Annotated in this window: 25 protein-coding genes and 1 tRNA gene; 14 read left to right on the forward strand and 12 right to left on the reverse strand. The window is 64.7% G+C overall.

The genetic code is table 11. The features are described from left to right. The first annotated feature begins 1 nt into the window (after nucleotide 1). Genes ACN0V4_RS09645 through ACN0V4_RS09655 form a run of 3 tightly spaced genes read left to right on the forward strand, consistent with a single transcriptional unit; the run spans nucleotide 2 to nucleotide 2,143 of the window. Entirely contained in the window at nucleotides 2–520 is a 519-nt protein-coding gene (locus ACN0V4_RS09645; protein WP_417675439.1) for a hypothetical protein, read from the forward strand. Beyond that, nucleotides 517–1,140 carry a (d)CMP kinase gene (locus tag ACN0V4_RS09650; protein WP_417675441.1) on the forward strand — a complete coding sequence of 208 codons (624 nt, stop codon included), beginning with the start codon at nucleotides 517–519 and terminating at the stop codon, nucleotides 1,138–1,140. Before ACN0V4_RS09645 ends, ACN0V4_RS09650 begins: the two co-directional genes overlap by 4 nt. A 4-nt stretch (nucleotides 1,141–1,144) precedes the next feature. Next, a complete protein-coding gene (locus ACN0V4_RS09655) occupies nucleotides 1,145–2,143 on the forward strand; it encodes an aldo/keto reductase (protein WP_417675443.1) in 999 nt (332 codons plus the stop codon). Nucleotides 2,144–2,217: 74 nt separating this feature from the next. Here ACN0V4_RS09655 and ACN0V4_RS09660 read toward each other — a convergent pair whose 3' ends face one another. Then, nucleotides 2,218–3,768: an AMP-binding protein gene (locus ACN0V4_RS09660; RefSeq protein ID WP_417675445.1), complete on the reverse strand. Its 1,551-nt coding sequence runs from the start codon at nucleotides 3,766–3,768 to the stop codon at nucleotides 2,218–2,220. 315 nt (nucleotides 3,769–4,083) lie between these two features. On the opposite strand from ACN0V4_RS09660, the gene rpsA reads away from it, so the two are divergent. From rpsA to trpB, 5 genes are all read left to right on the forward strand, one after another. Beyond that, the gene (gene rpsA, locus ACN0V4_RS09665) at nucleotides 4,084–5,766 is read left to right on the forward strand and encodes a 30S ribosomal protein S1 (protein WP_417675447.1); all 1,683 of its coding nucleotides are present in this window, start codon (nucleotides 4,084–4,086) and stop codon (nucleotides 5,764–5,766) included. 288 nt (nucleotides 5,767–6,054) lie between these two features. Next, complete coding sequence (gene ihfB / locus ACN0V4_RS09670; protein ID WP_417675449.1) at nucleotides 6,055–6,342, forward strand: integration host factor subunit beta; 288 nt, start codon at nucleotides 6,055–6,057, stop codon at nucleotides 6,340–6,342. Beyond that, entirely contained in the window at nucleotides 6,342–6,689 is a 348-nt protein-coding gene (locus tag ACN0V4_RS09675) for a lipopolysaccharide assembly protein LapA domain-containing protein (RefSeq protein WP_417675451.1), read from the forward strand. Before ihfB ends, ACN0V4_RS09675 begins: the two co-directional genes overlap by 1 nt. A gap of 11 nt (nucleotides 6,690–6,700) precedes the next feature. Then, nucleotides 6,701–7,384, forward strand: a complete 684-nt coding sequence (locus ACN0V4_RS09680; protein WP_417675453.1) for a phosphoribosylanthranilate isomerase — start codon at nucleotides 6,701–6,703, stop codon at nucleotides 7,382–7,384. A gap of 161 nt (nucleotides 7,385–7,545) precedes the next feature. Beyond that, nucleotides 7,546–8,799 carry a tryptophan synthase subunit beta gene (trpB, locus tag ACN0V4_RS09685; protein ID WP_417675455.1) on the forward strand — a complete coding sequence of 418 codons (1,254 nt, stop codon included), beginning with the start codon at nucleotides 7,546–7,548 and terminating at the stop codon, nucleotides 8,797–8,799. A 78-nt stretch (nucleotides 8,800–8,877) separates the two neighbouring features. On the opposite strand, the gene ACN0V4_RS09690 is transcribed toward trpB, so the two are convergent. The 8 genes from ACN0V4_RS09690 to ACN0V4_RS09725 all read right to left on the reverse strand — a co-directional run bounded on the left by ACN0V4_RS09690 (nucleotide 8,878) and on the right by ACN0V4_RS09725 (nucleotide 15,695). Next, on the reverse strand, nucleotides 8,878–9,198 hold the full coding sequence (locus tag ACN0V4_RS09690) for an antibiotic biosynthesis monooxygenase family protein (RefSeq protein ID WP_417675457.1): 321 nt from the start codon (nucleotides 9,196–9,198) through the stop codon (nucleotides 8,878–8,880). A gap of 105 nt (nucleotides 9,199–9,303) precedes the next feature. Next, a complete protein-coding gene (locus tag ACN0V4_RS09695; RefSeq protein ID WP_417675459.1) occupies nucleotides 9,304–9,681 on the reverse strand; it encodes a DUF2237 family protein in 378 nt (125 codons plus the stop codon). 12 nt (nucleotides 9,682–9,693) lie between these two features. Then, nucleotides 9,694–10,857 (reverse strand): serine hydrolase domain-containing protein, encoded by a 1,164-nt coding sequence (locus tag ACN0V4_RS09700; RefSeq protein WP_417675461.1) that lies wholly within the window; start codon nucleotides 10,855–10,857, stop codon nucleotides 9,694–9,696. A 14-nt stretch (nucleotides 10,858–10,871) separates the two neighbouring features. After that, nucleotides 10,872–11,900: a DUF2332 domain-containing protein gene (locus tag ACN0V4_RS09705; protein ID WP_417675463.1), complete on the reverse strand. Its 1,029-nt coding sequence runs from the start codon at nucleotides 11,898–11,900 to the stop codon at nucleotides 10,872–10,874. Next, entirely contained in the window at nucleotides 11,897–12,574 is a 678-nt protein-coding gene (pth, locus tag ACN0V4_RS09710) for an aminoacyl-tRNA hydrolase (RefSeq protein WP_417675465.1), read from the reverse strand. Before pth ends, ACN0V4_RS09705 begins: the two co-directional genes overlap by 4 nt. Nucleotides 12,575–12,681: 107 nt before the next feature. After that, the gene (locus ACN0V4_RS09715) at nucleotides 12,682–13,572 is read right to left on the reverse strand and encodes a calcium-binding protein (protein ID WP_417675467.1); all 891 of its coding nucleotides are present in this window, start codon (nucleotides 13,570–13,572) and stop codon (nucleotides 12,682–12,684) included. Between the two features lie 198 nt (nucleotides 13,573–13,770). Further along, the gene (locus tag ACN0V4_RS09720; protein WP_417675469.1) at nucleotides 13,771–14,382 is read right to left on the reverse strand and encodes a 50S ribosomal protein L25/general stress protein Ctc; all 612 of its coding nucleotides are present in this window, start codon (nucleotides 14,380–14,382) and stop codon (nucleotides 13,771–13,773) included. 146 nt (nucleotides 14,383–14,528) lie between these two features. Then, the gene (locus ACN0V4_RS09725) at nucleotides 14,529–15,695 is read right to left on the reverse strand and encodes an alpha-hydroxy acid oxidase (RefSeq protein WP_417675471.1); all 1,167 of its coding nucleotides are present in this window, start codon (nucleotides 15,693–15,695) and stop codon (nucleotides 14,529–14,531) included. A 161-nt stretch (nucleotides 15,696–15,856) separates the two neighbouring features. Between ACN0V4_RS09725 and ACN0V4_RS09730 the strand changes: the two genes are divergently transcribed. Then, entirely contained in the window at nucleotides 15,857–16,306 is a 450-nt protein-coding gene (locus ACN0V4_RS09730; protein WP_417675473.1) for a MaoC family dehydratase, read from the forward strand. A gap of 19 nt (nucleotides 16,307–16,325) precedes the next feature. On the opposite strand, the gene trpA is transcribed toward ACN0V4_RS09730, so the two are convergent. Further along, on the reverse strand, nucleotides 16,326–17,117 hold the full coding sequence (gene trpA / locus ACN0V4_RS09735; protein WP_417675475.1) for a tryptophan synthase subunit alpha: 792 nt from the start codon (nucleotides 17,115–17,117) through the stop codon (nucleotides 16,326–16,328). Between the two features lie 279 nt (nucleotides 17,118–17,396). Between trpA and ychF the strand changes: the two genes are divergently transcribed. Both ychF and ACN0V4_RS09745 read left to right on the forward strand, forming a co-directional pair. After that, nucleotides 17,397–18,494, forward strand: coding sequence for a redox-regulated ATPase YchF (gene ychF / locus ACN0V4_RS09740; RefSeq protein WP_417675477.1), 1,098 nt, complete (start codon nucleotides 17,397–17,399; stop codon nucleotides 18,492–18,494). Between the two features lie 192 nt (nucleotides 18,495–18,686). Next, a tRNA-Ser gene (locus tag ACN0V4_RS09745) sits at nucleotides 18,687–18,776 on the forward strand. A gap of 337 nt (nucleotides 18,777–19,113) precedes the next feature. On the opposite strand, the gene ACN0V4_RS09750 is transcribed toward ACN0V4_RS09745, so the two are convergent. Both ACN0V4_RS09750 and ACN0V4_RS09755 read right to left on the reverse strand, forming a co-directional pair. Next, nucleotides 19,114–20,568, reverse strand: coding sequence for an NAD(P)-binding domain-containing protein (locus ACN0V4_RS09750; RefSeq protein WP_417675479.1), 1,455 nt, complete (start codon nucleotides 20,566–20,568; stop codon nucleotides 19,114–19,116). Nucleotides 20,569–20,781: 213 nt separating this feature from the next. Next, the gene (locus ACN0V4_RS09755; RefSeq protein ID WP_417675481.1) at nucleotides 20,782–21,711 is read right to left on the reverse strand and encodes a LysR family transcriptional regulator; all 930 of its coding nucleotides are present in this window, start codon (nucleotides 21,709–21,711) and stop codon (nucleotides 20,782–20,784) included. Between the two features lie 134 nt (nucleotides 21,712–21,845). Between ACN0V4_RS09755 and ACN0V4_RS09760 the strand changes: the two genes are divergently transcribed. Genes ACN0V4_RS09760 through ACN0V4_RS09770 form a run of 3 tightly spaced genes read left to right on the forward strand, consistent with a single transcriptional unit; the run spans nucleotide 21,846 to nucleotide 24,697 of the window. Next, a complete protein-coding gene (locus ACN0V4_RS09760) occupies nucleotides 21,846–23,132 on the forward strand; it encodes a TRAP transporter large permease (RefSeq protein WP_417675483.1) in 1,287 nt (428 codons plus the stop codon). A gap of 22 nt (nucleotides 23,133–23,154) precedes the next feature. After that, complete coding sequence (locus ACN0V4_RS09765; protein WP_417675485.1) at nucleotides 23,155–24,141, forward strand: TRAP transporter substrate-binding protein; 987 nt, start codon at nucleotides 23,155–23,157, stop codon at nucleotides 24,139–24,141. A 22-nt stretch (nucleotides 24,142–24,163) separates the two neighbouring features. Further along, complete coding sequence (locus tag ACN0V4_RS09770; protein WP_417675487.1) at nucleotides 24,164–24,697, forward strand: TRAP transporter small permease; 534 nt, start codon at nucleotides 24,164–24,166, stop codon at nucleotides 24,695–24,697. Nucleotides 24,698–24,703: the final 6 nt, after the last annotated feature.

Raw genomic sequence — 24,703 nt, forward strand, 5'->3', positions numbered from 1 at the left:
TGTGACCGGCACGCGGATCGCATATTGGACCGTCTTCGCCACCACGATGGCGATCCACGCTGCAATGGTGGGGGGAACGCTGCCGGCCATCGCCGGTGACGCTGCGGGCCTTCTGCCCTTCGATCTGCGCCCCCGGGGCTATTCGGTGGCCGAGGCGCGCGCCTTTCTCGCCGCCTTGGGGGATCGGGGCCGGGCGCTGTATCTCGGCCCGCAGCATTGGCTGGATCTGTTTTACCCCGCGCTCTTGGCGCTGGTGCTGATCGGCGCGGTCCGGGCGCTGATCCGGCCGCTGTGGCTGCAAATCCCGCTTTACCTTCTGGCCATTGGCGGGATGGTGGCCGATTATCTGGAAAACGCCCGCGTGGCGACCTTGCTGAGCCTGAGGGGCCCCTTGCCGGATGCGCTGATCGAGGCGGCAAGCCGCGCGACCCAGTTCAAGGCCGGGCTGACCGCCGTGGTCATGCTGGCGATCTGCGCCGGGCTGGTGCGGGCAGGATGGAAGAGATGGAGGACGACATGACCGAACCTTTCACCGTGGCAATCGACGGGCCGGCGGCATCGGGCAAGGGCACGATTTCCCGCGCCGTGGCCGAGCGTTTCGGCCTGGCGCATCTGGATACCGGGCTGCTCTATCGTGCGGTGGGGGCCAAGATGCTGTTGGGTGTCGATCCGATCGAGGCGGCGCAAAACCTGATGGCCGAGGATCTGAAGGCGCCCGATCTGCGGGGCGCCGCCGCCGCCGATGCCGCCAGCAAGGTCGCCGTCATCCCCGAGCTGCGCGCGGCGCTGGTTGATTTCCAGCGCGCCTTCGCCCGTCGGGCAGGGGGGGCGGTTCTGGACGGGCGTGACATCGGCACGGTGATCTGCCCGGAGGCGGAGGTGAAGCTTTTCGTCACCGCCAGCCCCGAGGTGCGCGCCCATCGCCGCTATCTCGAACTGATTGCCAAGGGGGAGGAGACAACCGAGGACGCGGTTCTGGCCGATGTGGTCGCCCGCGACGCCCGCGACAGGGAACGTGCGACGGCTCCGCTGCGCGCGGCGGCGGATGCGGTGTTCCTTGATACCTCTCACATGGATATCGACTCGGCGATCGCGGCTGCGGCCCGCGCGGTCGAGGCCAAGCGCAGCGAAAGGGGCTGACCAGATGCGAATGACGACCATGGGCAAGGGCGGCCCGAAGATTTCCGCCTTCGGCATCGGGGCGATGTCTTTCTCGAACTTCTACGGGCCGACGAACGAGGCCGAAAGCCATGCCATCCTGGCCACCGCGCTGGATCTGGGCGTGACCCATATCGACACCTCGAACATCTATGGCATGGGCGGGTCGGAGACGGTGATCGGCACTTTCTTCAAGGCCAACCCGGGCGCGCGCGATCGCTTTCATATCGCCACCAAGGCCGGGATCACCAAGGACGAGGCCGGCAATCGCTGCTTCAAGAACTCGCTCGCGCATATCGAGGCAGAGCTTGACGGATCGCTCGCGCGGATGGGGATCGACTGCGTCGATCTGATGTATATCCACCGCCGTCAGGCCGACATGCCGATCGAAGAGGCGACCGAGAACCTCGCTGCCCTGGTCAAGAAAGGCAAGGCCAAGTCCATCGGGTTCTCCGAAATCGCCCCCTCCAGCCTGCGGCGGGCGGCGGCGGTGCACCCGATCGCGGCGGTGCAGTCGGAATATTCGCTGTCGACCCGGGCGCCGGAACTGGGGCTGGTGCAGGCCTGCGCCGAACTCGGCACTGCCCTGGTGGCCTTTTCGCCGGTCGGTCGGTCTTTGCTGACGGACAACCCGATCTCGCGCGAGGTGATCCCGCAGCTTGGCTTCACCTCCAGCAATCCGCGCTTTCAGGAGCCGAACCTGAGCTTCAACCTGGCGATCACCGACAAGTTCCGCGCCCTGGCGGCCGAGATGGGCACCAGTGCCGCCGCGCTGTCGATCGCCTGGCTGATCCATCAGGGCGATCACGTGATCCCGATCCCCGGCACCCGGTCGGTGGCGCATTTCCGTGAACTGGTGGCGGGCTGCGATCTGGAACTGACGGCCGCGGACCTTGCCCGCATCGAAGAGGTGCTGCCGGTCGGCTGGTGCTATGGCGATCGCTATAACGACGCCCAATGGGTCGGGCCGGAACGGTTCTGCTGAGCATCGCGCAAGGCGGGGCCCAAGCCTGCCTTGCACGGAAAACCTGCCCGGGCCTTGACCCGGGCAGAGGGGCCTTAGGCCGAAATCTGCGCCCGCAGCACCCGGCGCAGGATCTTCCCTGCGGTGGATTTCGGAATCTCCGACACGATCTCCATCCGGCGGATCTGCTTGTAATGCGACAGCCGCCCTTCGAGATAGCTTTGCAGCGTCTCAAGCGTCGGCGTGGCACCGGGGGCGGGGACGACGAAGGCCATCGGGATTTCGCCGGCATCCGGATCGGGGAGGCCAATCACCGCCACATCGGCGATCTCGTGATGGGTGAGGATTTCCGCCTCGACCTCGGCCGGGGCGACCTGGAAGCCCTTGTACTTGATCAGCTCTTTCAACCGATCGGTGATATAGAGATATCCGTCTTCGTCGAAATGGCCGATGTCGCCGGTGCGCATCCAGCCATCATCGACCACGGTTTCCGCCGTCGCCTTGGGGTTGTTGAGGTAACCCTTCATCACCTGCGGGCCCCTGACCCACAATTCACCGTCCTCGCCCAAGGGCAGATCATGGCCGGTTTCGGGATCGACGATGCGGCATTCGGTGTTCGACACGGTGACCCCCGAGGCGCCGGGCTTGCCATGGCCCTGCGGCGACACATGGCTGACCGGGCTCAGTTCGGTCATGCCATAGCCCTGCGTCGCGTTGGTGCCGAGCCGCTTGCCCATCGCCTCGGCCACATCGGCACCGAGCGGCGCAGCGGCCGAGTTCACCTGTTCGACGAAGGAGAGGTCGTATTTCTCGACCAGGGGGTGCTTGGCCAGCGCCAGCGCCACCGGCGGCACGATCCACAGGCGCGGCGTGCGGTACTTGGTGACCAGTTCCAGGAACAGTTCCAGATCGAAGCGCGGCATGGTCACCAGCCCGGCACCGGCGGCCAGGTAGATGTTCATCAACACTTCCAGCCCGTAGATGTGGAAGAACGGCAGGAAGGCCACCGTCATTTCCTCTTCCTTCACATCGGCGGGAACCAGCGACTGGTCGATGTTCACGGTCAGGTTGCGATGGGTCAGCATCACGCCCTTGGGCAGCCCGGTGGTGCCCGAGGAATAGGGCAGGGCGACGATATGTTCCTCGACATCGACAGGAGCCTGCTCTTCCAGCGGCGCCCCCATCACGTCCTGCAGCAGCGTCGCACCCTCGGCCGCGCCGATGACGATGATTTCCTGCACCTTGGTCCCTTCGACCGCCTTGCGCGCGGTGTCGAGGAAGGGCGCCACCACCACGAGGATTTCCGCCCCCGAATCGATCAGCTGGTGCTGGACCTCGTGTACGGTATAGGTGGGGTTGACGGTGGTGATGGTATCGCCCGCCCAGGCGGCGCCGTGGAACACCACGCAATATTCAGGGATATTCGGCGCCATCAGCGCCAGCACGCGGTTCGGGGCAAAGCCGCGCTGGGTCAGCCCGCCGGCCAGCGATTTCACCGCCGCGATGAACTGGGCACCGGTCATCTCGCGCCCCGTCGGCCCGTCCACCAGCACGGTCCGTTCGGGCACGATGCCTTCGAACACACGCTGGGTCACGGTCTTGTCGGTGAGTGCAACGTCCGGAAAACGACTCTTGATAACTGTCATGTAAACTCCTCCCGCGGGCATCACTACACAGCGAAAGGGGTTTTCCAAGCCGTTTTCGGAACAGGGTTCCGCGACGGCAGGCGGTCTGTGCCGCCAGAGGCCGCTTGCGTGTTTTTCTTGCACGAAGGCCCGCAAGCCCCTATAGAGCGGCTGTCAACAAGGGCGGACAACGCTCGCAAGGCGAAGGGATCGAGCAGGGTCGGCAGCAACCGGCCCTCTTTGTTTTGCGGGGCCGTCCCGACCAACGAAACCTCAAGACCGGCGGAGACAACCGCACGGCCGGAAAAAACCCTACGTTAGGATATCAGAGACCACATGGCTCAAAATACTTCCATGGAGGAATTCGAAGCCCTCCTGAACGAAAGCTTCGAAATGGACACCCCGGACGAGGGGACTGTCGTTAAAGGTAAGGTCATCGCCATCGAGGCCGGCCAAGCCATCATCGACGTCGGCTACAAGATGGAAGGCCGCGTCGATCTGAAAGAATTCGCAAATCCCGGTGAAGCCCCCGATATCGCCGTCGGCGATGAGGTCGAGGTCTATCTGCGCTCTGCAGAGAACGCCCGCGGCGAAGCCGTGATCAGCCGTGAGATGGCCCGCCGCGAAGAGGCATGGGACCGTCTGGAAAAAGCCTATGCCGACGAGCTGCGTGTCGAAGGCGCGATCTTCGGTCGCGTCAAGGGCGGCTTCACTGTCGACCTGGGCGGCGCTGTGGCCTTCCTCCCCGGCAGCCAAGTCGATGTCCGCCCGGTGCGCGATGCCGGCCCGCTGATGGGTCTGAAGCAGCCCTTCCAGATCCTGAAAATGGACCGTCGTCGTGGCAACATCGTGGTGTCGCGTCGCGCCATCCTGGAAGAATCGCGTGCCGAACAGCGTGCCGAAGTCATCTCGAACCTGACCGAAGGTCAGACCGTCGAGGGCGTGGTCAAGAACATCACCGAATACGGTGCCTTCGTTGACCTGGGCGGCGTTGACGGCCTGCTGCACGTCACCGACATGGCCTGGCGTCGTGTGAACCACCCGTCGGAAATCCTGTCGATCGGCGAGACCGTCAAGGTCCAAGTCATCAAGATCAACAAGGACACCCACCGTATCAGCCTGGGCATGAAGCAGCTGCAGGAAGATCCGTGGGATCTGGTCGGCGCCAAATACCCGCTGGGCTCGGTCCACAAGGGTCGCGTCACCAACATCACCGACTACGGCGCGTTCGTCGAGCTGGAGCCGGGTGTCGAAGGTCTGGTGCACGTCTCGGAAATGTCCTGGACCAAGAAGAACGTCCACCCCGGCAAGATCGTTTCGACCAGCCAGGAAGTCGACGTCATGGTTCTGGAAATCGACGCCGCCAAGCGTCGCGTTTCGCTGGGCCTGAAGCAGACCATGCGCAACCCGTGGGAAGTCTTCTCGGAAACCCATCCCGAGGGCACCGAGGTCGAAGGCGAAGTCAAGAACATCACCGAATTCGGTCTGTTCATCGGCCTCGACGGCGACATCGACGGCATGGTTCACCTGTCCGACCTGTCCTGGGACGAACGTGGCGAAGATGCCATCCAGCACTACAAGAAGGGCGACATCGTCAAGGCTGTCGTCTCGGAAGTGGATGTTGAGAAAGAGCGTATCTCGCTGTCGATCAAGGCCCTGGGCGGTGACAAGTTCGCCGAGGCCGTGGGCGGCGTGAAGCGTGGCTCGGTGATCACCGTCAACGTGACCGCGATCGAAGACGGCGGCATCGAAGTGGAATATGAAGGCATGAAGTCCTTCATCCGCCGCTCCGACCTGTCGCGTGACCGTGCCGAACAGCGCCCCGAGCGCTTCTCGGTCGGTGACAAGGTCGACGTGCGCGTCACCAACATCGACAGCAAGACCCGTCGTCTGGGCCTGTCGATCAAGGCACGCGAGATCGCCGAAGAGAAAGAGGCCGTGGAACAATACGGTTCTTCCGACTCGGGCGCGTCGCTGGGCGATATCCTTGGCGCAGCTCTGAAGGGCGGCGACAACTGATCATCGCTTCGTCGATGAGGAATGCAGGCAGGCCCCGGACAATCGTCCGGGGCCTGTTTCTTTGTCGGCCCCGATTCGGCGGGTGGCTGTCACATCAGCAGCGCCGCGCGCCATCGGCGTCGGGAATCGCCTGAAGCCGGGCGGCCAATCGCCGACAAGGGGCGGCGGAGGCGAAATTTGCTCGACAATTCCAATAGTTCCGGTTCCCGTGGGATTTGATTGGTCCTATACTCCACCAAACGTCAGTGAAAGAACGTCCCGCAACCATGTGCCTTGGGAGGGCCACGCATGATCCGGTCGGAACTGATTCAGAAGATTGCCGATGAAAACCCGCATCTGTTTCAGCGCGATGTCGAGCGTATCGTGAACACCGTATTCGAAGAGGTAACCGAGGCGATGGCGCGCGGCGATCGTGTCGAGCTGCGCGGCTTTGGCGCCTTTTCGGTGAAACAGCGCGATGCGCGGGTTGGTCGCAATCCCAGGACAGGTGAAACCGTGCAGGTCGAGGAGAAATTTGTTCCCTTCTTCAAGACCGGCAAGCTGCTGCGTGATCGTCTGAACGGAATCGAAGACTAATGCGTTACCTCCGCTATGCGATCCTCGCGATTCTGGGGATTGTTCTGATCTCAGTCTCCATGGCCAATCGTGAGGCCGTGGTTCTGCAGCTCCTGCCCGAGGATTTTGCCGATCTGCTGGGCTGGAACCTCAAGGGCACCCTGCCGCTGTTCCTGGTGGTCTGGGGCGGCGTGGCCGCCGGGGTGGTGATCGGGTTCTTCTGGGAATGGCTGCGCGAGCACAAGCATCGCCGCGATGCCACCCGCAGCGGTCGCGAGCTTCGCAAGCTGGAGCGTGAGGTGACGCGGCTCAAGCAGGACAAGACCAAGGGCCAGGACGAGGTTCTGGCGCTGTTGGACGACGCCTGAGGCGAAAGATCATGAGCACTGAAATCCGGGTCAAGATCTGCGGGCTGCGCTGCCCTGACGATGTGCGGGCGGCGGCGGAGGCCGGAGCGGTCTATGGCGGCTTTGTCTTCTTTCCCAAGTCCCCGCGCAACTTGACGGTGGAAGAGGCCGCGCCGCTCGCGCTCGACGCGCCCCTGGGCCTATGCAAGGTGGCCTTGGTGGTCGATGCCGACAATGACACGCTCGACCGCATCCTGCGGCAGGTGGCGATCGACATGCTGCAGCTTCATGGCCATGAGAGCCCCGAGCGGGTGGTCGAGATCCGCGCGCGCTATGGCCTGCCGGTGATGAAGGCGGTGGGTCTTTCCGGGCCCGAGGACTTGCCGCAGATCGACATCTATTCCCAGGTGGCCGACCAGTTGCTGATCGACGCCAAGCCGCCGAAGGCCGCGGTGCTGCCCGGTGGCAATGGGCTGTCCTTTGACTGGCAGCTTCTGGCGCGGCGCAAGTACTGGCAGCGCCCGTGGATGCTGGCCGGCGGTCTCAACCCCGGCAACGTGGCCGAGGCCTGCCGGATGACCGGGGCGCGGCAGGTCGATGTTTCCTCAGGTGTCGAAAGCGCGCCGGGGGTGAAGGACGCGGCGAAAATCCGGGCCTTTGTCGAGGCTGCGCGCGGTGTGACCGGCGCCAGGGGCGCGCCGCCGAAGCTGGTCTGAAGTCTGTTGCCGCCTGCGCGACGCAAATTCCTTCGAAGAAATTTGCCAAGACTTTTGGAAAAGTCTTGGGGGATGTCCGGACCGCCGGGAAGGGGCTGAATCCGCTGGAAATCGCGACCGGTGCCTTCTATGCAAGGTCGAAGACCAGAAAGGGCGGTGCTATGGCCAACGATCTTATCAACTCCTTCATGTCCGGCCCGGATGAGAACGGCCGTTTCGGTATCTTCGGCGGGCGCTTCGTCTCCGAGACGCTGATGCCGCTCATCCTGGAGCTTGAGGCGCAATATGAGCGCGCCAAGACCGATCCCGATTTCTGGGCCGAGATGGACGATCTCTGGAAGTATTATGTCGGCCGGCCTTCGCCGCTCTACTTCGCGTCGCGGCTGACCGAGGAATTGGGCGGCGCCAAGATCTATCTCAAGCGGGAAGAGCTGAACCACACCGGCGCCCATAAGATCAACAACGTGCTGGGCCAGATCCTGCTGGCGCGGCGCATGGGCAAGACCCGGATCATCGCCGAAACCGGCGCCGGCCAGCATGGTGTCGCCACCGCCACCGTCTGCGCCAAGTTCGGGCTGAAATGCATCGTCTACATGGGCGCCACCGATGTGGAGCGTCAGGCGCCGAACGTCTTCCGCATGCGGCTTCTGGGCGCCGAGGTGGTGCCGGTGACCTCGGGGCGCGGCACGCTGAAGGATGCGATGAACGACGCCATGCGCGATTGGGTGACCAATGTGCACGACACCTTCTATTGCATCGGCACGGTGGCCGGCCCGCATCCCTATCCGGCGATGGTGCGCGACTTCCAGTCGATCATCGGCAAGGAAACCCGCTGGCAGCTTGAGGAGCAGGAAGGCGAAGGCCGTCTGCCCGACACTCTCGTCGCCGCCGTTGGCGGTGGTTCGAACGCCATGGGGCTGTTCTATCCCTTCCTCGACGACCCCACGGTCAAGATCATCGGGGTCGAGGCCGGCGGTCATGGCGTCGACGACCGGATGGAGCATTGCGCCAGCCTGACCGGCGGTCGCCCCGGCGTGCTGCATGGCAACCGCACCTATCTGTTGCAGGATGATGACGGTCAGATCCTCGAAGGTCATTCGATCTCGGCGGGCCTCGATTACCCGGGCATCGGGCCGGAGCATTCCTGGCTGCATGACACCGGGCGCGCCAGCTATGTCTCGATCACCGATCGGGAGGCACTGGAGGCCTTCCAGGTGCTCTGCCGCACCGAGGGCATCATCCCGGCGCTGGAATCGAGCCACGCAGTCGCCCATGTGATGAAGATCGCCCCCGATCTGCCGAAGGACCATATCATCGTCATCAACCTGTCGGGTCGTGGCGACAAGGATATCTATACGGTGGCGAAGTTCCTGGGCTTCGACATGTCGGACACCGAAGGCCGCACGGCCAAGTAAGGGCCCGCCGGCCCTCGCTTCGCCCAATGAGAAAGGCGCCCCGCGGGGCGCCTTTTGTGTTTCCCTGGCTGTGGACCCTCAGGCCTCAAGCAGGACGGTCTCGAAGCCCTCGAACTGCGGGTGGCCCAGGATCGGGCTCTCGCCTTCGCGCTTGCCGGCGCTCTTATGGGCATCGCGGAATTGTTCGGATTTGGTCCAGGTCTCGAAATCACCCTTGGTTTCCCAAAGCGTGTGGCTGGAATAGAGCGTGTGATCCTCGCCTTCCGGCCCTTTCAGCAGGCGGAATTCGCGAAAGCCCTTCATCTCGTTCAACCGGCCTTCGCGGTCCTTCCAGATCTGTTCGAAATCGGCTTCGCGACCCGGGCGGATCTTGAAGCGGTTCATGGCGATAAAGCTCATAGCAGGCCCTCGTCTGGCAGAATGTCATGAAAACGGGCTGGCGAGGGCGCGGGGTCGCGCGGGGCTGGCTGATCGCGGGCAATAGAAAGGAAAACCGCGCCTCGGTCAATGCGGCGTGATCGCATGCTCGAAGAGCACCGGAAGCGGCACCACCTCCAGCGCGCGGCGGTGGGTGGCCTCCAGATGCACCTGCGGCGCGCAGCCCTCGTCATGGGCCTGCAGGAAACGCGCGGCGCAGAGGCACCAGCTATCCCCGGGCTTGAGGCCGGGAAAGCCATAGTCCGGACGCGGCGTGGTCAGGTCGTTGCCGACATATTTCGAATAGGCGAGGAATTCCGCCGTCATTACCGCGCAGACCGTGTGGCTGCCGGCATCCTCGGCGCAGGTGTTGCACTGGCCGTCGCGGAAGAAGCCGGTCAGCGGCTGGGTGGAGCAGGGCGCCAGCGGACCGCCCAGAACATTGACGCTGTTGTCCGGTGTCATGGGTGTCCCCTCCTACAGGCTTTGGGCGATCTGGCGAAACATCTCGACATTGCTGTCGATCCGGCCCGGCGTCTCGAACTCCGGGTCGGTGGCCGTCACCACGATCATAACCCCGCGCGGCTGATCGAAGTAGAGATATTGTCCATAGATGCCGATCCCCATGAATTCGCCGTCATGGGCGCCTTTCGGCACCCACCATTGATAGCCGAAGCCCATGGTCCCGTGCGCCGTCGGGGCCGAGGGCAGGGTCGCGGCGGCGATCCAGGCGGCCGGCACCACCTGGCGGCCATCGTAAGATCCATCCTGCAGGATCATGCGTCCGAAGCGGGCGTAGTCGCGGGTGGTGAAGTTCAGCCCGCCCAGAACGAAGGCGGTGCCGGTGCCGTCGGTCAGATAGATGCCGTCCTGTTCGAGCCCGAGCGGCGCGATGATCTTTTCCGACATCAGGTCGGGAATGCTCCGGCCCGTGGCGCCGCGGATCACCATGCCGATCACATGGGTGTCGATCGAGGCATAGCTCCACTTTGCCCCCGGATCGCTGGCGCGCAGGGTGAAAGAGGCGGTGAAATTGTCGAGAGATCCACCCAGCGCGATCACCCGGCCTATCCGGTTGATGTCCGACTTGGGATCGAAATAATCCTCGTTGAAGACCACGCCCGAGGCCATGTTCAGCACGTTGCGGATGCTGGCGCCGTCATAGGCGGTGCCTTTCAGGCGCGGGGCATATGTCACCACCGGATCGTCGATCGAAGCGATGGCGCCTTCGTCGATCAGCACCCCGAGAAGCGCGGAGAGATAGCTTTTCGCCAAGGACCAGGAGATGCGGCGATCCTCTGGTCCGGTGCCTTGATAATAACCCTCATAGCGGATTTTCCCGTCCTGCAGCACCAAGAGCGAGGTGAGGCGACGGTCGTTGATCCAGCTTTCGGCGCCCTCCGGCAGGGTCATCCGCGGGCCCTCTTCCAAGGGCGCCACCGGTCCGCTGCCACGCGACACGGGCACCACGTGAAACCCGCGGTCCATGTGAGAGAAGTTCTGGACGATCCGACCCTGGTCGAACAGGGTCTTCACCGTCCAGAGCCGCATCAGCTCGTCCCGTTTCCAGAAGCCCACCACCAGGGCGGCGAGGGCAAGGGACAGCAGCAGGCGGCCAAGCCAAGTCAAGAGGGAGCGCATCGCGGGTCTCTTTCCTAACGGGCGGCCCAGCGGATCCAGCGTCCGTGGAAATCCGCCCGGCCGAGCGGCAGGGTGATATCCCCGGGCCAGAGCCTGAGGGTGACCGCCGCCCCATTGCCGCCATCTGCTTCCATCCCGAGCCAGGCCAGCGGGCTGTCGGCCGTGGCGCGCGCGCCTGCGGCTTCGATCAGCGCGCGGCCGCGGGTCTGGGAGGCGGCCGGAAAATACTGCCAGGCGACGGTGTGATAGATCAGATGAACCTGGCCCGGGCATGGCATCTCCAGGCGGGTTCCAAGCCAGTCGATGGCGTCGGCGCGGTCGACCGGGGCGGCCTGCACGGCGATGGCGGCGCGGGTCAGCTCCATCCGATGCGGCTGATCGGCCCAGAGATAGGCCGAAAGGCGCAGCGCGTCGGTCGGATCATGCGCGTCAAGCGGGTTCAGATCGACGCCGCGCCGCTCTGCCACGGTGACGGGGCGAGGGGCGGGAAAGGGGCCTTCCCACGTGGGGCTGAGGGTCAGGGCGGGGGCATCGGGGCCAAGCCGGCCGGCCGGGGTCTCCAGCGCGAAGCGGTCGAACATCAGGTTGAGCCCGCCGCTGGCGCCCAGTTCCGACAGGGCCAGGGGCAGCGGATGGCGCGCGGCGATCTCATGCGCGGCGGCGATCAGCACGGCAGAACGGCGCACCTCATTGGTCTGCGGCGCGCTTTTCATCCATTCGGCAAAGAAGGCCTCGTGTCGGGGCAGGGCGGTCAGCACCCCGTCAATCAGCGCGGCGTCAGACACATCGCGCGGCGGATAGACGGCGGCCAGCGCCGCATCCTCGCCGCGCAGCACCAGCGCATGCAGCCCGCCGGCGATCCTGAGCGGCAGCGAGGCGCCGCTGGGGCCGAGATCGACATCCTCCCAGCCTTCGCAAAGCCGGCCCAGGGCGCTGTCGGCGGGCCAGTGATCCGCCAGCCCGTTCAGCAGCCGCGCCATGAAGGGCGAGTCCAGCATGGCACAGGCCCGGGCCTGGGCGCGCAGAACCGGCGGCATCCTCATTTGAACTTCTCCATCAGCTTTTCCATCGCGCTGCGACTGTCCTCAGGTTCGGATTCAGGGGGGTCAGCCTTCTTGGCTGTGGCGGGCTTCTGCGCCGAGGGGCGCGGCGGCGTGGTCCTGAGCGCCACGGCGGTGGAGAATTTCGCCCCCTCACCGCGAGCCAGCGCATCGGCGCCGTCCGAAAGGCCGCGCAGCAGATTGTCGAGCCACTCTTCTTCCGCCTTGGCGAAATCATGCAGCACATAGCCCGCGACGGCCTCTTTCCGGCCGGGGTGGCCGATGCCGAGGCGGATGCGGCGATAGTCCTCTCCGATATGGGCATGGATCGACCTGAGCCCGTTGTGCCCGGCATGGCCGCCGCCCTGCTTCAGCTTCAGCTTGCCGGGGGCGAGGTCGAGCTCGTCATGAAAGACGGTCACATCCGCCGGCGTCAGCTTGTAGAAGCGCATCGCCTCCCCCACCGACTGGCCGGAGAGGTTCATGAAGGTCTCGGGTTTCAACAGCATCACCTTGTCGCCGCCAAGCCGGCCTTCGGCGATCTGGCCCTGGAACTTGGCCTTCCACGGTCCGAAGCCGTGATCCGAGGCGATGCGGTCGACGGCCATGAAGCCGATGTTGTGGCGGGTATGGGCGTATTGGGCCCCTGGATTGCCGAGACCGACAAAAAGCTGCATGGCGTCCCCTTCGCTGATTGGGCGGGTCGGGGTCTTTCTGCCCTGAAACCGGGGCGAAATCCAGAGCGGGGCAGGGGGCGGCGGATACGCCCCCTGACGGGAAGGGCTCAGGCGATCAGCAGATCGTTGCTCACGGCACCGATATCGCCCAGGCCGACGAAGATCAGCTTGTTGCCATCGCCGAAGTCCAGCGCCGCATTGCCGCCGAGAGTGGTGCCGAAAAGCTCCACCACTTCGGTTCCGCTCATCCCCGGGCTGAGGCCAAGCGCCGCGGCATTCAGGCGAACGCTATCCACATCGTCCTGGAAATCGAGGATACGGTCGACGTCGGATTGCCCGAATACGAAGGTGTCGCTGCCGCCACCCCCGGTCATGCGGTCGCGGCCCTTGCCGCCGTCAAGCTCGTCCGCGCCGGCGCCGCCCTTCAATATGTCGTCCCCAGCGTCGCCGAACAGCTTGTCCCGGCCGGCGCTGCCGAACAGCTTGTCGTTGCCGGCACCCCCTGACAGCAGATCGTTGCCGCCGCGCCCGTCCAGCACGTCATCGCCGGCAAATCCCCCCATCTTGTCCTTGGCGTTGCCACCTTTCAGGGTGTCGTCGCCCGAGAAGACCTGCCTGATCAGGGCGAAGTTGTCGGCGTTGTTCTTGCTTGCCGAGACGCGATAGAAATCACTGGCCGCCAGGGACAGCCCGGTGACATGCGATCCATAGGAGGCATCATCTTCATGGATCTCGGTGATGGTGCCTTTGAACGGCGTCATCAGCGTGATGCCGTTGAAGGTGACGGGTTTGTAATCCAGTCCGGTGCCGACATAGACATCCGGTGCCTGCTCGATCGGTGGCATGCCGGGCAGGGTAGGAAAGCTGTAGGTCACCTCGAAGCCCGTCGAACTGGCGTTCTCGACGTTGTAAAACCCGGAAAAATGCACCGAGAGGAAACCGAGTGCGCCGTTCAGTTGATCGGTGACCTGTGTGCCGGTGAATATGACTTTGACCATATCCCAAACCTTCTAGCTGATGAAAAAACAAAAAATATCCGGCAAGCCTAGCATCGACCGGTTTTGTGTCAATCATGGGAGGGGTGGGTCGGCGGAATGCGGCTGCGCCTGGGCGCGGCAGGGCATTGGGGTCGAGATCAGACAACGAAAAACGGGGCCCCGAAGGACCCCGTTTCAAAACGATCAAGTCGGGCGGAATTACTCTTCCGCTTCCTCTTCGTCGCCGCCCGAGGCCAGCAGGCCCGACGGAGCGGAGATGGTGGCGATCACGAAATCGCGGTCGATGGTCGGCTGGGCGCCGGCCGGCAGATCAACGTCCGAGATGGTGATCGAGTCGTGGATTTCCTTGCCGGTCAGGTCGATGACGATCTTTTCCGGGATATCGCCGGCAGTCACCATCAGCTCGATATCGGCGCGAACCACGGTCAGCACGCCACCCTTCTTGATGCCGGGGGCGGTTTCTTCGTTGATGAATTCAACGGGGATGTGCAGGTTGATCCGCGAGGTGCGGCGCAGGCGCATCAGGTCGAGGTGGGTGGGCAGATCCTTGACCACATCGCGTTGCACGTCGCGGCAGATCACGCGGACGTCTTCGCGGCCTTCGATCTTCAGGTTCCACAGGGTGGACTTGAATTTGCCCGCCTTCAGCTTCTTCAGCAGAACGTTGAAGGGGATTTGGATCGCGATCGGGGCTTCGTCGCCACCGAAGACAACGCCCGGCACCATGCCGTTGCGGCGTGCCTGACGAGCGGCGCCCTTGCCCGTCCCCGTCCGTTCCAGAGCTACGAGATCAGGAATCTCTCCAGCCATGTTCTATACTCCAATGTAAGGGCGGGGCTCCTCCAAGGCTGTAGCCCCGCGTGAAGCCGCGCCTATAGACGGATTCCGGGCAAAAGAAAAGGGGGCGGTCGGGTTTTCCCGATCGCCCCCCTGTCCTTCGATCGTGCGGCGAGGGTTCAGTCCTGCCAGCGGCCGCTGAAATCCTCGGGGATCAGCAGGTTGTGACGGCCAAGCCCGGCAATGTTGCGTTCGCCGCAGAGTGCCATGGTGGTGTCCATCTCCTTGCGCAGGATCTCGAGCGCGGTGGTCACCCCTTGCTGCCCCATGGCGCCGAGACCATAGACGAAGGCGCGACCGATCATGGTGCCATTGGCGCCCATCGCCATGGCCTTGAGGATGTCCTGCCCCGAGCGGATGCCGCTGTCGAGGAAGACTTCGGTCTGCCCGCCCACGGCGTCGAGGATCGCCGGCAGCATGCGGATCGAACTGAGCGCGCCGTCCAGTTGCCGGCCGCCGTGATTCGACACCACGATGGCATCGGCCCCCAGCTTGACCGCCATCTTGGCGTCCTCGGGATCAAGGATGCCCTTCAGGATCACCTTGCCGCCCCATTGCTCCATCAGCTTGGCGATCTTGCCCCAGTCGAGCGTCGGGTCGAATTGCTCGGCCGTCCAGGCGCCCAGTTGCGAGGTGTCGGAAATGCCATGCACATGGCCCACGATATTGCCGAAATAGCGCCGCTTGGCGCCCAGCATCTCGATCCCCCAGCGCCATTTGGTGGCGAGGTTGGCAATCGTCTTCGGGGTCAGCTTGGGCGGGGCGGAAAGGCCGTTCTTCAGGTCCTTGTGCCGCTGGCCGAGGATTTGCAGGTCGAGCGTGATCACCAGCGCCGAACATTTGGCATCCTTGGCGCGCTGGATCAGCCGGCGCACGTAATCTTCGTCCTTCATGGTATAGAGCTGGAACCAGAAGGGCGCGCGGGTGTATTCGGCCACGTCCTCGATCGAGTTGATGGACATGGTCGAGAGCGTGAAGGGCACCCCGAAATCAAGCGCCGCCTTGGCCGCCTTCATCTCGCCATCCGCGTGCTGCATCCCCGTCAGCCCGACCGGAGAGAGACCCACCGGCATGGTCACCTTCTGGCCGATCATCTCGGTCGCGGTGGAGCGGCCCGACATGTCGACCGCCACCCGCTGGCGCAGGCGGATATCGTGAAAGTCGCTGGTATTGTCGCGAAAGGTCTGTTCGGTCCAGCTGCCGCTTTCGGCGTAGTCATAGAACATCCGCGGCACGCGCCGTTCATAGATGCGCTTGAGATCCTGGATATTGGTGATCACCGCCATGGCGCCGGCCCTTTCGCCTTAGGATTGGTCAGGTTTTGGTACCAATGCCGGGACGATTAAACAATCTGCCAATTTGCAAAAGCGTGCGCCGGGTCGCATGGTTCCCGGGGATGGGCCTGCCGGCGAGGATGGCAGGCAGGAGCGCGCGGCAGGAGGCGAGGATGACGCTTTATTTCGAGGATTTCCCGGTGGGGTTCGTGCATGAGACCGAGGCGCGGGAGATCAGCCGCGAGGCGATCCTGTCCTTCGCCGGGGAATGGGACCCGCAGCCCTTCCATCTGGACGAGGCCGCGGCGGAACAGACCATCTATGGCGGGTTGATCGCCAGCGGCTGGCACACCTTAGTCACCGCTTTCCGGCTCTGGTACGACAGCGGGCTCTGGGCTGAGGCCTCGATGGGCTCGCCGGGGCTGGAGAACATCCGCTGGATCAGGCCGGTGCGCCCGGGCGATTGTCTCAGGGTGCGGGCCGAGGTGACCGCCAGCAAGGCATCCGACAGTCGGCCCGACCGCGGCCGGATGACGGTGAAGAGCGAGGTCTTCAATCAGAAAGACGAGTTGGTGGCCGAATATTCCGGCATTCACCTGATGCGGCGACGGCCGGCGGATTAGGCTGTTCTAACCCCGGTCGTCAGGCGCGATGCGCGCCGTCCGACAGGGTTTTGACATAGGCCAGAACCTCGGCCACCGGCTTGCCGCTGGCGATCTGCGACACGATGGCCGAACCTACCACGGCGCCGTCGGCGACCCCGGCGATCGCTTGGGCGGTGTCCGGCGTCTTGATGCCGAAGCCCACGATCACCGGCAGATCGGTCTGCCCCTTGATGCGGGCGACCTCGGGGGCGACGTCCCCGGCCTGCGCCTCGGCCGCGCCGGTGATCCCGGTGATCGAGACGTAATAGACGAAGCCCGAGGTGTTCTGCAGCACCTTCGGCAGCCGCTTGTCGTCGGTCGTCGGCGTGGCGAGACGGATGAAGTTCAGCCCGGCTGCCTGCGCCGGCAGGCAAAGTTCGGCGTCTTCCTCGGGCGGCAGGTCGACCACGATCAGACCGTCGATGCCGGCGGCCGTCGCGGCCTCGAGAAAGGCGGGAACACCCATCGAATAGATCGGGTTGTAATAGCCCATCAGCACGATCGGGGTGGTGTCGTCGGTCTTGCGGAATTCGGTGGCGAGCGCGAGGGTCTTCTTCAGCGTCATGCCCGCATCCAGCGCGCGCTGGCCGGCGGCCTGGATGGTGGGGCCATCCGCCATCGGGTCGGTGAAGGGCAGGCCCAGTTCGATCACGTCGACCCCGGCGCCCGGCAGGCCTTTGACGATTTCGAGCGAGGTGTCGTAATCCGGATCGCCCGCCATCACATAGGCGACAAAGGCCTTCTTGCCCTCTGCGTTCAGCGCGGCGAATTTGGCGTCAATCCGTGTCATCTCTGGCCCTCGTCAGTCTTGCGGTTCCGGTTTGTCGAATACGCGGGGGGAAATCAATGGCAAAGGGGGTGGCGGGGCGGCGAAATCCGGCACGGATTTCGACATGTTCACCGGCGCGAAAAGCGCGCCCCGCCCGGGGAGGGGAGGGCGAGCTGGCGTTCATGATGCATGTTCGCCGGGGTTTCTAAGCCGCAACCGGGGGCGCAGGTGGAGGAGCCCGTTGCAGTGTGGGCTCTGACCGCATAGAAGGCGCCGAAACCGATGATGCGGAGGGCCGAGATGGGCTTCAAGATGGGGATCGTGGGGCTGCCCAACGTGGGCAAGTCCACTCTGTTCAACGCGCTGACCAAGACGGCCGCTGCGCAAGCGGCGAATTTCCCGTTCTGCACGATCGAGCCCAACGTGGGCGAGGTCGCGGTGCCCGACGCGCGGCTCGACAAGCTGGCCGAGGTGGCGGGGTCCAAGACCATCATCCCGACCCGGATGACCTTCGTCGACATCGCCGGGCTGGTGAAGGGCGCCTCGAAGGGCGAGGGGCTGGGCAACCAGTTTCTGGCCAATATCCGCGAGGTCGACGCCATCGCCCATGTGCTGCGTTGCTTCGAGGACGGTGACATCACCCATGTCGAGGGTCGCGTCGATCCGGTCGCCGATGCCGAGACCATCGAGACCGAGCTGATGCTGGCCGATCTCGAATCCATCGAGAAGCGCCGCGCTAACCTGGTGCGCAAGCTCAAGGGCAACGACAAGGAAGCCCAGCAGCAGGACCGCCTGCTGGCCGCCGCCCAGGCCGCCATCGAGGAAGGCAAGCCGGCCCGCACGGTCGAGGTTGACCCCGAGGATGTCCGCGCCTGGAAGCTGCTGCAACTGCTGACCACCAAGCCGGTGCTCTATGTCTGCAACGTCGCCGAGGAAGACGCCGCCGAGGGCAACGCCTTTTCCGCCGCTGTCGCCAAGATGGCCGCCGAACAGGGCAATGCCCATGTGGTGATCTCCGCCCGGATCGAGGAGGAGATCAGCCAGCTCGACGCCGAAGAGGCCGAGATGTTCCTGTCGGAAATGGGGCTGGAAGAGGCCGGTCTCGACCGGCTGATCCGCGCCGGCTATGAGCTGTTGCATCTGGAAACCTATTTCACCGTCGGCCCGAAAGAGGCCCGCGCCTGGACCATTCGCGCCGGTACCTCGGCGCCGCAGGCCGCCGGGGTGATCCATGGGGATTTCGAGAAGGGCTTCATCCGCGCGGAGACCATCGCCTATGACGATTTCGTCGCCTGCGGTGGCGAGACCGGCGCCAAGGAGGCCGGCAAGATGCGGTCCGAGGGCAAGAGCTATATCGTCAAGGATGGCGATGTGATGCACTTCCTCTTCAACACCTGATCTCTCGTTCCTGCGATATCGAGGAAAGACAGGCCCGGACCACCCAGGCTCCGGGCCTTTGCGCGCCCCGGCCGGCCAGGCTGCCGGGCCGGTTTCCGTCGTTGCCTGGGGATGGCGCCAGCAATTATTTCTCCACCCCGCGCCCCGGATTTCTGCTTGCCCCCGCCGATGCGGCACATTAAAGGGGTCGGCGGAGATGTGGCCGAGTGGTCGAAGGCGCTCCCCTGCTAAGGGAGTAGGCCCGGAAGGGTCTCGTGGGTTCGAATCCCATCGTCTCCGCCACCCAATCTACACTTGATGTTCTCATCATTCTTCAAGTGTTTACTTGCGGCCTCGCGCCGACAGCCACATACCTCAACCACATACGTTGACCGCACCCGTCAAAAGGCCACTGGCCGTAACTTGTCGAGGCTCAGGCTTTGCTCTGTCTTGGACTGGTTCAAGAACAGTTGCTTGCCCTCAGCTTCATCGACGTGGCCAAGGTCAGCGGCGAGGCGGGCGCGCCGGGGAGGTGAAATCACCGCCAGGGGCCGGCGGACCGAGCTGAATGTGGATGGCGATCCCGGCGTCGGTCTCGGCCTGTTGCTGGATGGTGCCATCTGCCGGACGGCCGGCGATCTCAGCCGCGGCCGTATTCCTCTCCGGTCAGGTCGGGGATGTCATAGGACAGCAACCGGTGGCGATGGGCCGGCCAGTCGCTGAGGAACAGATCGCGGCCGATCGCCTGGACCAACCGCGGCACACCGTGGCGCAGGCTGGCAATCTCGCCGACCGCGCGGCCGTGGCTCATGCTGGCGCCAGAGTTGAAGCAATGGATATCGCCGAGCGCGGGCAGGGCGCCGGGGACCCGTTCCATAAACTCGAACCCCGGGCCGAGATAGGGGAAGGCGGCGAGCTTGGGTTGTTCCTCCCCCTCGGGCGGGGTGAAGCGGTCTGACCAGCGCGCGATCTGGCCGGACAACCCTGCCAGCTCGGGGCGTGCGGTGACATCCTGCACATAGCCGGTGCCGGCGACGATGAAATCGAACCGATGCTCTTGCGTGCCGGTCGAGACCACCACCTCCGAACCCTCCTGGTGGATCGACCGCCAGCCCTGGGCGAAGTGCAGGTGGAAATTCTCCAGCCTGGTGGCGCGGCGGACGGTATTGCCGATCGGCCCGGCGGCGCGGGCGGAGAAATACCGCATCAGCTCCCATTTCCGGGCGTCGGGCAGCTCGTGATAATGGTCCATCACCCCGGCATAGGCCATGCCCTTGATGGTGGTGACGCGGTTCAGATCGTCATGCCGGCAGAACAGATCGGCCCGGATCGCGCCCCGTTCCAGCGCGGTGGCGGCGACGTCGAAGGCAGAGGAGGCGGCGCCGAGAACGCCGATCCGCTTGCCCCGCAGCGCGGCAAAGTCGATCTGCATATCGGTATGGGCGTAGAACGACGGGTCGAGTGCCGAGGTGATCGTCTCGGGAATGAACATCTGCCCCGATCCGCCCATGCCGGTGGCCAGCACGATCTTGCGGGCGACGCAGGTATTCGTCCCGCCGGGGCTGGTCAGCTCCACCGCCAGCCCGGCCGCATGGGGGCGGATCGCGGTGACCCTCGTGTCATTCTCGACCTCGATCCCGAGGGTGCGGCGATACCAGGCCAGATAATCCGCCCAATCGGCGCGGCTGGCGCGCTCCAGCGCCGCATAGGCCTGCTGGCCATAGGCGGTCTCGAACCAGGCGCGAAAGCTCAGCGCCGCGATGCCAAGCTCGGGTCCGGGCAGGGTCTTGGTGCTTCTGAGCGTGCGCATCCGCGCGGTGGTCAGCCAGACACCTTCCTGCCCCTCGGGGGCGGCATCGACCACCCGGACGCCTCCGATCCCGGCGCGGCGCAGCAGGCAGGCGACTGCCAGGCCGCTCTGGCCGCCGCCGACCACCAGAACGTCGACATCGGTGTCGGGGCAGGGCGAAACCCAGTTCGGGGTCTCCTCGCCCAGATAGGCGATTTCGTCGCGCGCCCGCTGGCTCAGCTCGTCCAGGGTGCGGGCAAAGGGGCCGGGGTCTGACACCGGGGGCGTCGCCATAAGCTTGTTCATCGCCGCGTCGGTCCCTCTGTCATGGCGTTTGCGGTGAGGTTGCCCGTTTTGCGCCGTCAAGTTCCACGTTTTGGGGCTCTTGTGGAACAATTTTCTGCCATGTCGGGAATTGATGGCATCAGAATTACGCAGCAAGCCGGGTTTCCGCTCTCTGCGCTGCGCGCTTGTGCGAATCGTCAATCATCGCGCCGGGTGGCGCGGGGCATGGCCGCCCTATCCCTTGGGGCCCCGCGGCGGCCGATGGCCCGCTGTCCAGTCGTCCAGCAGTTCGCGCAGGCGCTGGATCAGCAACCGCGCGGCCGATCGGTGGCTGACCGGTCCGGCGGTCATCGCATAGATGTCGAAGACCAGATCGGGGTCGAGATCGCGGACCGCGAAGCCGGTGTTGTTCTGGAAATAGGCGGTGAATTCATCGGCAAGCGATGCCACCCCCATGGTCTGGGCCATCGGCGGCACCAGGCTGAGCGAGTTGACGGTGACCTGCGAGCTGAAGGCGATGTCCTGCCCGACAAGCGCCTCGCCCAGCACCTTGCCCACCGGGCCGCGCAGGGTGGAGCCCAGCAAGGGACTGGCCTTCAGATCGCGCATCGGCAGGGGGCCGTCGCCGGCCAGAGGCCCGTCGGGTGGGGTCAGCAGCAGCAGCCGGCCCTGGCCGATCCGTTCCAGTTCCGCATCCTCGACCTGGATCTTGCCGGCGACGATGCAGACATCCACCTGACCGGCCTTCAGCGCATGTAGCTGCTGCGCCAGCGTGCCGGTGTCCAGCGTCACGCTCAGCCCGGGAAGCTGGGTCAGCAGATGGCGAATGGCCTCGGGCACGAAATGGATCGACAGCATGTTGATGGTCATCACCGACAACGTCTGTCCCACCCCTTTCTGCAGCGCGTCGATCCGGTTTTCCAGCCGGTTGACACCTTCGAACAGGAACCGGCTTTCGCGATAGATCGCGTCGGCCTCGGCCGTCGGCATCACCCGCCCCCTGTCCAGCACAAAGAGCGACAGGCCGAGCGCCGCCTCGAAATCGCGCAGATGGCGGGAGACGGTGGGCTGCGACAACCGGAGCTGCCGGGCGGCGGCGGTGATCGAATCCTGTTCGTAGACGGCGCAGAACACCTGCAGACGCTGGAGGGTGATCGGGCGCATGGGGGGCCTCCGGGACGGGAACGATCACCGAGACATAGAAAAACACTATGGGAAAGCCAAATCTTTTCTATTTCCCCATCTGCCACGCCGTCTCAAGGTAGGCGCAAAGCAACAACAACAGGGACGATCCGGGTATGCCCGCGCCATTCATTCTCGGTTTTGCCGTTCTCGGCCTGCTGGCCGGCTCTGCCATCGCCTATGTGATCGGCGCCTCGGCCATTCTCACCTTCGTGGCCGCCGGGCGGGAGAGCTTCATGGCGGTGCTGCCGCAGCGGCTGTTCAGCCAGCTCGACAGTTTCGCCTTTCTGGCGATGCCTCTGTTCATCTTCGCGGGCGATCTGATGAACCGGGGCGGGCTGGCCTCGGCGCTGATCGATTTCACCATGTCCTTCCTTGGCCGGCTCAAGGGCGGGCTGGGGCATGTGAACGTCGCCACCTCGGTGTTCTTCGCCGGCGTCTCCGGCTCGGCCGTCTCGGATGCCGCCGCGCTCGGCAACTCGCTGGTGCCCGAGATGCAGCGGCGCGGCTATACGCTCGACTATGCCGCGGCGATCACCGGCGCCTCCTCGATCATCGGGCCGATCATCCCGCCGTCGTCGATCCTGATCTTCTACGGCGCGCTGATGGAGACCAATGTCACCGCGCTGTTCGCCGCCGGTATCGTGCCGGGGCTGCTGCTGGCCGTCATGCTGATGGCGATGAACGCCTATTACGCCCATCGCGACAATCACCCCGGCGGCAAGGACATGGAGGTTCCGCCCTTCTTCCGCTCCTTCCTCAAGGCGCTGCCGGCGATGACCCTGCCGGTGATCATCCTCGGCGGCACGCTCTTCGGCTTCATGACCCCGGCCGAGGCGGCGGCGATGGCGGTGGTGGCGGCGCTGATGATCGGGATCGGATATGGCCAGCTATCACTGGCGGATATCGGTGCCAGCCTGCAACGCACCGCGGTGATGCTGGGCGGGCTGTTCGTCATCCTCTGCGCGATTTCGACCTTCAGCTATCTGGCGGCGCTGCTGCAATGGCCGCAGGCGATCAAGGCGGTGATCGAGGGCTGGGGACTTGGCCCGCTGCAATACCTGATGCTGATCAACGTGATCTTCCTTGGCGCCGGCATGGTGATGGACGTCAAGGCCGCCGTCGCGCTTTTCGCGCCGATCTTCGTTCCGGTGGCGCTGGCGATGGGGATCGACCCGGTGCATCTGGGCATCGTGATCTGTTTCAACATCACCATCGGCCTGCTGTCGCCGCCGCTGGGGGGCGTGCTGCTGATCCTCGCGACCACGGTCAAGATGGACTATTGGCGGCTGATGCGCGCGACCTTCCCCTTCTTCCTGGCCGAGGTCGTCCTGCTTCTGGTGCTGACCTTCTTCCCCGATCTGACGCTCGCCCTGCCTCGCCTTCTGGGGCTGGCCAAATAAAACTTCAACAGTGGAGCCTGCCATGAGTTTTCTGTCCCGTACCCTCGCCGCCACCGCCCTGGCGCTGATCACCACTGCCGCCGCCCAGGCCGCCGAGGTCAAGATTGCCATGAACGGCGTCGACGATCCCGCCTCCAATGCCGAGGCGGCCTTTGCCCATGGCTTTGCCGATGCCCTGAAGGGAAGCGATTTCGCGGTCTCGATCTTCCCCTCGGGCACGCTCGGTTCGGAAAAGGAACGCTATGACCAGGTCGCCCAGGGGCTGGTCGAGGTCAACCTTGCCACCGCCTCGACCAGCTATGGCATGTCGCCGCTGGTCAAGGGCGTGGCGCTGCCCTTCTTCTTCGCCTCGACCGATCAGTTCGATGCCATCACCCGCGACACCGATATCCTTGAAAAGATGAACGAACCGCTGCTTGAAAACGGCGTGCGGCTGGTCGGCTTCAACTATATCGGCGGCTCGATCGGCATTCATAACGCCAAGCATCCGGTCGCCACGGTCGACGACATGAAGGATCTGCGGTTCCGGGCGCTGAATGCCGAACAGCTCGACTTCATCCAGACGCTGGGCGCCACCGGCACCATCGTCGCCTGGGCCGAGGTGGCCAATGCGATCCAGACCGGCGTCGCCGACGGCTATTTCAACGCGCCGAACTCGGCCATCCGCACCGGGCATACCGATTTCCTCAAGTTCTACACCCCCGCCGATATCTCGCCCTCGACCCGGATCGTGCTGATCTCGGAAGACTGGTACGCCGCCCTTTCGGATGCCGAGAAGGCGCAGATCGACGCCGCCATCGCCGCCGGGATCGCGGCCAACCGCGCCTGGGTCGCCGACTGGCTGCCGGCGGTGCGTGCCAAGCACGAGAGCCTGGGCGTGACCTATACCGAGCTGGCCCCGGGCGAGCGCGACAAGATGGCCGAGCTGTCGAAAGAGGTCTGGGCCAAGACGCTGAGCCCGGACGAGCTGCAGGCCTGGATCGACGCCCGCGCGGCGGTCACGAAGTAATCCGAACCAAGGGACGGTCCCCATGCAACGAACTGCCAAGATGATGATCGGCCTGTCGAACGGGCTCGACCGCGTGGCCACGGTGATGGCGGGTGCCGCCATCGTGGTGCTGGTGGGGGCCGTCATGCTGCAGGTGGTGGCGCGCTATGTCTTCCAGCAGCCTCCCGCCTGGACCGAGGAACTGGCCCGCTATGCGATGATCTGGGCCGGGCTGATCGGCGCCTCGATGAGTTTCAAGCGCCGGTTCGACCCGGCCCTGTTCAACGGAGCGCCCAGCACCAGGGGGCTGATCGGGGTCGCCGCCGAGGCGATGAAATCCATCGTCGTTCTGACCTATCTGCTGCCGATCCTCTTCTATGTCTTCTACGGCCCCGGCATGAATCCGGCCCGCGGTTTCCTGCTGCGCCACAGCCGCACCATGGCTGAGGCGCTGCCCTTCTCGACCGTCTGGGTCGCGGTGGCGGTGCCCGTGATGATCGTCTTTGTCCTGCTCCATCTCGTCGCGCGCTGGTGCGGCGACGATGGCCCGGCCCAGCCCGACAACGACGCCACCTGAAATTCC

Source organism: Pseudodonghicola sp. (assembly GCF_048268305.1).
Taxonomy (GTDB): domain Bacteria; phylum Pseudomonadota; class Alphaproteobacteria; order Rhodobacterales; family Rhodobacteraceae; genus Pseudodonghicola.